The organism is Variovorax sp. dw_308 (genome assembly GCF_019207085.1).
GTDB lineage: Bacteria > Pseudomonadota > Gammaproteobacteria > Burkholderiales > Burkholderiaceae_C > Variovorax.
Genome location: NZ_JAATOM010000010.1, coordinates 201639 through 211011, shown reverse-complemented (window position 1 = coordinate 211011; position 9373 = coordinate 201639). Strand labels below are relative to the sequence as shown.

11 protein-coding genes are annotated in these 9373 nt (G+C 66.2%); 5 read left to right on the top strand and 6 right to left on the bottom strand.

Translation table 11 applies throughout. From position 1 onward, the window contains the following. The first annotated feature begins 106 nt into the window (after positions 1-106). From metG to HCU76_RS20595, 3 genes are read left to right on the top strand one after another with little or no spacing between them, the layout of a single operon-like run. The gene (gene metG, locus HCU76_RS20605; RefSeq protein WP_213953252.1) at positions 107-2245 is read left to right on the top strand and encodes a methionine--tRNA ligase; all 2139 of its coding nucleotides are present in this window, start codon (positions 107-109) and stop codon (positions 2243-2245) included. A 16-nt stretch (positions 2246-2261) separates the two neighbouring features. Next, positions 2262-2477, top strand: coding sequence for a hypothetical protein (locus HCU76_RS20600; protein ID WP_213953251.1), 216 nt, complete (start codon positions 2262-2264; stop codon positions 2475-2477). 36 nt (positions 2478-2513) lie between these two features. Beyond that, entirely contained in the window at positions 2514-4211 is a 1698-nt protein-coding gene (locus tag HCU76_RS20595; protein ID WP_213953250.1) for a SulP family inorganic anion transporter, read from the top strand. A gap of 257 nt (positions 4212-4468) precedes the next feature. On the opposite strand, the gene HCU76_RS20590 is transcribed toward HCU76_RS20595, so the two are convergent. Continuing rightward, positions 4469-4936, bottom strand: a complete 468-nt coding sequence (locus HCU76_RS20590) for an outer membrane protein assembly factor BamE (protein WP_213953313.1) — start codon at positions 4934-4936, stop codon at positions 4469-4471. Positions 4937-5028: 92 nt separating this feature from the next. On the opposite strand from HCU76_RS20590, the gene HCU76_RS20585 reads away from it, so the two are divergent. Next, positions 5029-5235 carry a DUF3460 family protein gene (locus HCU76_RS20585; protein ID WP_213953249.1) on the top strand — a complete coding sequence of 69 codons (207 nt, stop codon included), beginning with the start codon at positions 5029-5031 and terminating at the stop codon, positions 5233-5235. A gap of 66 nt (positions 5236-5301) precedes the next feature. Continuing rightward, positions 5302-6147: a ScpA family protein gene (locus HCU76_RS20580; protein ID WP_213953248.1), complete on the top strand. Its 846-nt coding sequence runs from the start codon at positions 5302-5304 to the stop codon at positions 6145-6147. A gap of 56 nt (positions 6148-6203) precedes the next feature. On the opposite strand, the gene HCU76_RS20575 is transcribed toward HCU76_RS20580, so the two are convergent. From HCU76_RS20575 to HCU76_RS20555, 5 genes are all read right to left on the bottom strand, one after another. Continuing rightward, the gene (locus HCU76_RS20575) at positions 6204-6869 is read right to left on the bottom strand and encodes a hypothetical protein (protein ID WP_213953247.1); all 666 of its coding nucleotides are present in this window, start codon (positions 6867-6869) and stop codon (positions 6204-6206) included. Positions 6870-7029: 160 nt separating this feature from the next. Then, positions 7030-8031, bottom strand: a complete 1002-nt coding sequence (locus tag HCU76_RS20570) for an NAD(P)H-dependent glycerol-3-phosphate dehydrogenase (RefSeq protein ID WP_213953246.1) — start codon at positions 8029-8031, stop codon at positions 7030-7032. 27 nt (positions 8032-8058) lie between these two features. Then, a complete protein-coding gene (secB, locus tag HCU76_RS20565; RefSeq protein ID WP_213953245.1) occupies positions 8059-8523 on the bottom strand; it encodes a protein-export chaperone SecB in 465 nt (154 codons plus the stop codon). 113 nt (positions 8524-8636) lie between these two features. Continuing rightward, complete coding sequence (gene grxC, locus HCU76_RS20560; RefSeq protein WP_213953244.1) at positions 8637-8897, bottom strand: glutaredoxin 3; 261 nt, start codon at positions 8895-8897, stop codon at positions 8637-8639. 8 nt (positions 8898-8905) lie between these two features. Further along, the gene (locus HCU76_RS20555) at positions 8906-9313 is read right to left on the bottom strand and encodes a rhodanese-like domain-containing protein (RefSeq protein WP_213953243.1); all 408 of its coding nucleotides are present in this window, start codon (positions 9311-9313) and stop codon (positions 8906-8908) included. Positions 9314-9373 lie beyond the last annotated feature (60 nt).

Sequence of the window (9373 nt, the reverse complement as noted above, 5' to 3'; positions counted from 1 at the left end):
GGAGCATCGTAAGGCTGGCCCACCTAAAATGCGGGTCCGGCCCGGCCAGCGTGCCCGCGACCGCACCACCCCGTCTTCTGTTCCCCTCCCCTGGAAAGCGCCCTCCATGTCCCCGCGCAAGCTCTTCGTCACCACCGCCCTGCCCTATGCCAACGGCAAGTTCCACATCGGCCACATGATGGAGTACATCCAGGCCGACATCTGGGTGCGGTTCCAGCGAATGAACGGTGCCGAGGTCAACTTCGTCTGCGCCGACGACGCGCATGGCGCGGCCATCACCATCGCCGCCGACAAGGCCGGCGTCTCGCCGCAGCAGTTCGTGGCCACCATCGCGGCGGGCCGCAAGCAGTATCTCGACGGCTTCCACATCGCCTTCGACAACTGGCACTCGACCGACGCACCGGAGAACCACGAGCTCGCCCAGCAGATCTACCGCGACCTGCGCGACAAGTCCGGCCTCATCACCAGCAAGAGCGTCGAGCAGTTCTACGACCCCGAGAAGGGCATGTTCCTGGCCGACCGCTTCATCAAGGGCGAGTGTCCCAACTGCCATGCCAAGGACCAGTACGGCGACAACTGCGAAGTCTGCGGCGCCGTGTATTCGCCCACCGACCTCATCGAGCCGTACTCGGCGCTGTCCGGCGCCAAGCCCGAGCTGCGCAGCTCCGAGCATTTCTTCTTCAAGCTGTCCGACCCGCGCTGCGAGGCCTACCTGAAGGAATGGACCGCTGCGCCCGGCCACGTCCAGCCCGAGGTGCAGAACAAGATCCGCGAATGGCTCTACAAGGACGACGAAGGCAAGGGCGGCCTCGGCGACTGGGACATAAGCCGCGATGCGCCCTACTTCGGCATCGAGATCCCCGACGCGCCGGGCAAGTACTTCTACGTCTGGCTCGACGCGCCGGTCGGCTATCTCGCGTCGCTGAAGAACCTGCTCGACGCGCGCTGCATCGAATCCGGTGGCGACGGCATCAGCTACACCGAATACATGGCCGACCCGGAACTGGAGCAGGTGCACTTCATCGGCAAGGACATCATCACCTTCCACACGCTGTTCTGGCCCGCGATGCTGCACTTCAGCGGCCGCAAGGCACCCGACCACATCTTCGTGCACGGCCACCTCACCGTGAGCGGCGAGAAGATGAGCAAGAGCCGCGGCACCGGCATCGATCCGCTGCGCTACCTCTCGGTCGGCCTGAACCCCGAGCACCTGCGCTACTACATCGCGGCCAAGCTCAGCGGCCGCAACGAGGACATCGACTTCAACCCCGATGATTTCGTGGCGCGCGTCAACAGCGACCTGGTCGGCAAGTTCATCAACATCGCGAGCCGCAGCGCCGGCTTCATCGGCAAGCGCTTCGGCGGCAAGCTGGGCGCGGTGACGGGCGACGGCGAAGCGCTGCTGGCCACGCTGCGCGCCGAGGCCGACAGCATCCGCACCTTGTACGACGGCCGCGACTACGCCCGCGCGCTGCGCGACACGATGGCGCTGGCCGATCGCGTGAATGAATACGTCGATGCCAACAAGCCCTGGGAACTGGCCAGGAAGCCCGACATGGAGGCGCGGCTGCACGATGTCTGCACGGTCTGCATCGAGGCCTTCCGCCTGCTCGCGCTGTACCTCAAGCCGGTGCTGCCGGCGCTGGCGAGCAGCGTCGAAACCTTCCTCAAGATCGAGGCGCTGCAATGGCCCGACGCCGCGATGGCGCTCGGCGCAGGCCATGCGATCAACGACTACAAGCACCTGATGCAGCGCGTCGATCCCGCCTTGCTCGACAAGCTGTTCGAGTCCGACGAGCCCGCGGTTGCAGCACCCGCTGCCGCACCGGCGAAGGCCGCAGCCAAGTCCGCCGCTGCGGCACCCGCCAGCGACCCGGACGCCCCCGGCGGCGAAGCACTCGCCCCGACCATCACCATCGACGACTTCGCCAGGATCGACCTGCGCATCGCGAAGATCCTGGCCTGCGAGAAAGTCGAGGGCTCGACCAAGCTGCTGCGCCTGACGCTGGACGCGGGCGAGCCGCAGACCCGCAACGTGTTCAGCGGCATCGCCTCGGCCTACCAGCCCGAGCAACTGGTGGGCAAGCTCACCGTGCTGGTCGCCAACCTCGCGCCGCGCAAGATGAAGTTCGGCATCAGCGAAGGCATGGTCCTGGCCGCCAGCCACGCCGACGAGAAAGCCAACCCCGGCATCCATGTGCTCGAACCGTGGCCGGGCGCGACGCCTGGCATGCGGGTGCGTTGAGGTTCAGAATCCGGCCATGACGCATCCATCGCATCGCCTGGTCATTGCTGCCATGTTGGCGGCGCTCCTCAGCCTGCTGGGCGGCTGCGCCGTGGTCTCCGTTGCCAGCACCGCTGTGAGCGTGGGCGCCGGCGCGGTCGGCCTCGCGGCGGATGCCGCCATCGGCACCGCCAAGATCGGCGGCAAGGTCATCGGCGCCGCGGCCGATGCCGTGTTGCCGGACAGCAAGTAGTCACGTGATCCGGGAGGCCGCGCACACAATAGGCGCATGTCCTCCCGCCCCCGATTCGCCCGCTTCCGCCCCCGGTTGATCGACACACTGGCGAGCTACGACCGGGCGCGCTTCTTCAAGGACGTCGGTGCCGGCGCGACGGTCGGCATCGTCGCCTTGCCGCTCGCCATGGCCTTCGCCATCGCTTCCGGGCTCAAGCCCGAAGCCGGCCTCTGGACCGCCATCATCGCGGGCTTCCTGATCTCGCTGCTGGGTGGCTCGGCCGTGCAGATCGGCGGGCCCGCAGGCGCGTTCATCGTCATTGTCTACGGCATCCTGGAGCGCTACGGCCTGGCCAACCTGCTGATCGCGACCGCCTGCGCGGGCGTGCTGCTCTTCCTGCTCGGGCTGTTCAAGCTCGGCACACTCGTGCGCTATGTGCCGGTGTCGATCGTGGTCGGCTTCACCAACGGCATCGCCATGCTGATCCTGATCTCGCAGTTGCGCGACTGGTTCGGCTTGCGCATCGACAAGATGCCGGCCGACATGTTCTCGCAGCTCAAGACCCTGGCCGCGCATGCCCACACCGTCAACCTCCACGCCTTCGGGCTCGGCGTGGTGTGTCTCGCCGGCCTGTTCGTCTGGCCGCTGCTGTTGCGCGGCGAGTCGAAGCTCGGCCAGAGGGTGCACAGGGTGTTCGGGCGCGTGCTCGAAGCGCGCGCCGTTCAATTGGGCGCGCGCATGCCGGGGCCGATCGTCGCGCTCGTCACGCTGAGCCTGGTGTCGTGGTTCTTCGAATTCCCTGTCGAAACCATCGGCACGCGCTTCGGCGGCATCCCGCAAGGCTTGCCGGCCTTCGAGCTGCCCGCCTTCAGTTGGGAGACTGTCAAGCAACTCGTCACGCCGACCGTGACCATCGCCTTGCTCGGCGCCATCGAATCGCTGCTGTGTGCGCGCGTGGCCGACCAGATCAGTGGGCAGCCGCGCCACGACCCCAACCAGGAGCTGATGGCGCAAGGCATTGCCAACATCGTTGCGCCCTTCTTTGGCGGGATGCCGGCCACCGGCACCATTGCGCGCACGGTGACCAACGTGCGCTCCGGCGGCAGCTCACCCGTCGCGGGCATCGTGCATGCGCTGACGCTGCTGGCCGTGGTGCTCCTGCTGGCGCCACTGGCCGTGCACGTCCCGCTGTCGGTGCTGGCCGGCATCCTGCTCTTCGTGGCCTGGAACATGGGCGAATGGCGCGAGTTCACGCCCTACCGCCTGCGCCACTTCAGCCGGCACTACCGCCTGCTGATGCTCGGCACCTTCTTCCTGACGGTCGTGTTCGACCTCACGGTGGCGGTGCAGGCCGGCGTGGTGCTGGCCTGCGCGCTGTTCATCCGGCGCATGAACGCGCTGTTCACGGTGGAGCTGGTGTCGATGCAACCCCCCGTCATCACCTACAGGCTCTACGGTGCGCTGTTCTTCGGCGCCGCGGCCCGTCTCGACGAAACCATCGGCGCAGTGGAGCGCGCGCCCCGCGGCATGACGGTGGTGCTGGACGCGATGCACCTCATTTCACTCGACGCCACCGGCCTCGATGCGCTGCGCCAACTGCACAAGGCCGTGCTCTCGCGCGACGGCTTGCTGCGCCTCGAATCGCTGCAGCCGCAACCGCGCGAGGAGATCGAGCGCTCGGGCTTCGCCGCGGAACTGGCGGCGGCGAGGGCGGAGCCATTGCGGGCGGCTGGCATGGATGAAGCCCGCTGAATCCGGACTGACGGACGCGAAGCACGCGACGCTGAAGGGGTGAACGAACGCTGCCGAAATCCGACTGCACGCAAAGGTTCCGCGAAGGACGCGAAAGGAGACAAATAGCGAAGCGGGCGCCACCGGGGCGGCGATCGGCGATGGCCAACGACCCACTTCAAAAATTTCTTTGGTATTCCTTTCGCGTCCTTCGCGTAACCTTCGCGCCCTCTGCGTACGGCTGTCCGATTCCGCATTCCTGACCCGCCAACCCAAGGCTATGGCGCCTCCGCCCCTCGATCCGCCGAAGACCCGCTGCGCACCACGCGCTGGTCGCCGTTGAGCACCGCCGTGAACACCATCGGCGAATTCGGCGGCTGCATCCAGCGCCATTCCCATTCGTATTCATTCTTCAGCGGATAAGGCGTCACCTTGGCCGGCTTGCCGAGCATCCTGCGCAGGTTCTCCATCGACATGCCCGGCTGAACCTTTGCAAAGTTCTCGGGCGTCAGCACCTGGCGCAACGCACTCATCTTGCCGTCCGGGCCGATGGTGATCATGTAGTTCTTCTGGCCCGCGGGCTGGCGGTTGTATTCGAAGACGCGCCCGCCGGCCGGACCGTCCCAGATGTTCTCCGGCGGCCCGAACCTGGCACGCACGTCGGATTCGGCGGCGACGCCCTCCTCCAGTTCGCTGATGTTCTTGTTGTCGCAAGCCGCCAGCGCGAGCAACGCGCCCAGTGCCATCGCGATCCAGCGCGTCCGCCCGGCCCCGAATATGCGTTGTGTCACCTGTGCCATCCCGTCCCCGGTAAAATTCGCGTCCAAAGGCCCAGTCTATGTCCATCTTCAATCGCCCCCACTACCGCTCCGACGTCACCAACTTCATCGACGAGTTGAAGCGGCAAAAGCCCAACCTCGAGGCCGAGCAGCGCGCCGGACGCGCCCTCTTGTGGGACAAGCACGTCGACCGCAGCCTGCAGGACGAGTACGCCGAAGGCGATGTGCCGCAGCAACCCTACGTCTACCAGACGCAAGTCAAGTAAGTGCCGCTTTCGGCCCGTGGCAACCGCCAGCCCCGTGTGCGGCGCTCTCCATCTTGCATCTGAGCCATGATCCGCACACTCGCCGACGACGACGGCGCCACGGTCCTGTCGCCCATGCCTGAGGTCGTGGACCAGGTCGCGCTCGCGCGCCTCTATGGCGAGCCGCTGTTCGCCCTGCCGAACGACCTTTACATCCCCCCCGAAGCGCTGCAGGTCTTCCTCGAAGCCTTCGAAGGTCCGCTCGACCTGCTGCTCTACCTGATTCGCAAGCAGAACTTCAACATCCTCGACATCCCGATGGCTGGCCTCACGCGCCAGTACCTGACCTATGTCGAGGAGGTGCGTCGCACCAACCTCGAACTGGCGGCCGAGTACCTGCTCATGGCCGCCATGCTGATCGAGATCAAGTCGCGCATGCTGTTGCCGCCACGCAAGACGGCCGAGGGCGAAGAGGCGGAAGACCCGCGCGCCGAACTGGTGCGGCGGCTGCTCGAATACGAGCAGACCAAGATGCAGGCCGCCGCCATCAGTGCCCTGCCGCAGCATGGCCGCGACTTCTGGAAGGGGCAGGTCTACATCGAGCAGTCGCTCAAGCCGCGCTTTCCCGATGTGAACGTGGTCGACCTGCGCGACGCCTGGGCCGACATCCTCAAGCGCGCCAAGCTGGTGCAGCACCACAAGATCTCGCGCGAGGAACTCAGCGTGCGCGAGCACATGAGCATCGTGCTGCGCAAGCTGCAGGGCCGCCAGTTCATCGAGTTCGAGAACCTGTTCGACGTGGACCGCGGCGTGCCGGTGCTGATCGTGACCTTCATCGCCATGCTCGAACTGGGCAAGGAAACGCTGATCGAGATCACGCAGGCCGAGGCCTTCGCCCCGATCTACGTGCGGCTGGCCTACTCGCCGACCTGAGCGCGTCGACCGGCGGCCGAAGCCCCAGGCCCGGCCGGCGACCCGACTCGCGAGCTCTACTGCGCGAAGCAGTACAACAAGCCCGCGCCACCCGTCTTCTTGAGCGCTTCCATGCCGCAACCCTGCGTCGCGTGCGACGAGTTCCAAGACTTGGCCGGTGCCGATTCGTCCAGCCCCGTGCGGTCATGGTGCCCGACGATGGCCGAGCCGTCACCGCTCTTGGTCCAGTTGCCGCAGGTGGTGTCCTTGTCCCCGGGCACGGCGCGACCGTCGGGCGACGAGCCGGTCAGGATGTCATGCATGTTGGTGGCATCGCCACGCCCCATGATCGTCTGCCCGCTTTCCGTCAGTACCGACACCTTGTTCAACATGTTGACGCCGTGCAGTTCGTCGACGCTGGACGCCACCAGCACGCCCTTGGCGTTGTACCAGGGGCCCTTGCCGATGCGATCGCGCGCGTTGACGCCGGGACTGCCGGTGGTGCTGAGGTAGGCACGCCATGTGCGCCCGCCCGCCCCGACCTTCGCGGCCAGGCTCTGGCAATAGTTGTCGGCACCTGAAAGGCCGCCGAAATTGGCACCCTGCCCGGGATTGGCGCTGGTCACGAAAAAGCTCATGGGCTTGGGGCCCGTCCCGGGAACCAGTCCCCCGGAGCCACAACCCGCGATCGCCGCAACCGCAGCCAGAGAAAGTACGAGTGAACCTGTGTGCCGACGAGCCATTGGAGTCTCCTTGTGAATTGAGGCGCCCACGCTAACCGAAGCCGGTGAGCGCTTCAATCAGCCTTCACCCGACCATCACCTGACTTCAGCGAAATAAATTCAAGGAGATCCGGGCCAGATCTGCCATCAGGCGGTGCGCCTCGGCGAGGGTCAGCGTCGCCTAACCCGGATCGGCCGAGGGTTCGCGTCCCATCAGGTTCGCAAGCGCCTGCACGGGGCTGACCGCGCCATCCAGCAGCGCGACCACGCCTTCGGCGATCGGCATCTCGATTCCAAGCAAGCGCGCCCGCTGGACGACGGTGCGCGCGCAATACACGCCCTCGGCCACATGGCCCAGCGAATCGACGGCCTGGGCCAGCGTGCGGCCCTGCGCCAGCAGCAGCCCGACCTTGCGGTTGCGCGACAGGTCGCCGGTGGCGGTGAGTACCAGGTCTCCAAGACCCGACAGGCCCATGAAGGTCTCCGCCCGCGCGCCCAGCGCCAGGCCGAAGCGCGTCATCTCCGCCAGGCCGCGCGTGATGAGCGCGGCGCGGGCGTTGAGTCCCAGCGCCAGCCCGTCGCACAAGCCGGTGGCAATGGCCAATACGTTCTTGACGGCGCCGCCGACTTCCACGCCAACGATGTCGTCGTTGCCGTAGACCCGCAGCGCCGGCCCGTGAAAGGCCTCGACCAGGAGATCTCGCACCTGCGCGTGCGCGCTCGCGGCCACCAGCGCGGTGGGGCGACCTTGGGCCACCTCCTGCGCGAAGCTCGGGCCACTGAGAACGCCTGCCATCAGGCCGGGCGCCACTTGCGCCCGGATTTCATGGGCGAGCAGGCCAAAGGGCTGGTCCGTGCCGACCACAGGCTCCACCCCCTTGGACAGCCAGGCCACCGGCACCTTGAGCGCGCGCAACAAATGCAATTGGCCGCGCAGGGCGGCCATGGGGGTGGCAATGATGACGAGATCCGCGTCCGCATAGGCCTGCGGGGCCTCGCCGGATTGCACCGAGAGCATCTCCGGAAAGGACGCCCCGGGCAGGTAGCGCGCGTTTTCACGCGCGGCATTCATGTGGCCGACTTGCGCCGCGTCACGACCCCAGAGCGTGACCCCGTGGCGCGCACCGGCGTTCACTGCGAGCGCAGTGCCCCAAGCCCCTGCGCCGAGGACGCAAATCTTCATGCGGCGACGGGGCCCGGTCTTTTGGCGTTACTGCGTGACCGCAGGCGCCGGCTGGGTCGAAGCAGCCTGTGCCTGCTGCTGCTCGTACATCGCCTGGAAGTTGATTTCAGCCAGATGCACCGGCGGGAAGCCGCCGCGCTGGATCACGTCGGCCACGTTGCCGCGCAGGTACGGGTAGACGATCTGCGGGCAGGCGATGCCGAGGATCGGGCCCATCTGGTCTTGCGGCAGGTTGCGCAGTTCGAAGATGCCGGCTTGCTTGGCTTCGACGAGGAACACGGTCTTGTCCTTGACCTTCGTCTGCACGGTGGCGGACACGGTCACTTCATAGATGCCGTCGGCCACGGGCTGGGCGTCGACGCCGAGCTGGATGTCCACGGTCGGTTGCTCGGCTTCAAGCAGGATGGCGGGCGAATTGGGTTGTTCCAGCGACAGGTCCTTCAAGTAGACGCGCTGGATCTGGAATACGGGGTCTTGGGTGTTGTCTGCCATGCTGAGCTTTCGATATTCAAAGGAGTGCAGGCCGCGGAGGTCCCCCTGCGGGCTTGCTTGTTGGAGCCATCGATTATGGCCTGCCGCCCGGGGCGATCCGGTTCGACGAACGGTCAGGAAGATTGCAAAAGTGGTACTAGTCCACCACGACCGTCCAGCGCGATGAGGTCGTCGCAACCGCCGACATGGGTGTCGCCGATAAAGATCTGTGGCACCGTGCGACGCCGTGTGACTTCCATCATGGTCGCGCGTGCGTCGGGGTCCATGTCGATCCGGATTTCCTCGATCTGGGCCACGCCCTTCGACTTGAGGATCTGCTTCGCGCGAATGCAGTAGGGGCAAACGGCGGTGGTGTACATCTTGACGGGTTGCATGTGCAGGGTCAGGCCTTTTCGATGGGCAGATTAGCGTCTTTCCAGCCCTTGAGTCCGCCGGCCATGGCTTGGGCCTGTTCGTAGCCGAGTTTCTTGGCGGTGGCCACGGCGCGATTGGCGCGAGCGCCGGTGGCGCAGACCAGGATCAATGGCACGGTCTTGTTCTTGACGGTGGCGGCGAGTTTTTCCTCGAGCAGCTTGAGTGGCACGTTCTTCGAGCCGGTGACGTGGCCGGCCGCGAACTCTTCCGGCTCGCGCACGTCCACCACCTGGGCCCGCGAGCGATTGATCAGTTGCACCGCCCCCTGCGCCGTCAGCGTGCCGGTGTTGGCGCCACGCAGCAGGGGCCAGGCCAGCATGCCGCCCGAGCTGAGCATGATCAGCAGCAGCATCCAGTTGTCGACGATGAATTTCACGATGTTCCTTGGGAGATTGGATTTGGCAAAGCCTGAGATTTTAGAATGGCGGGTTACGCC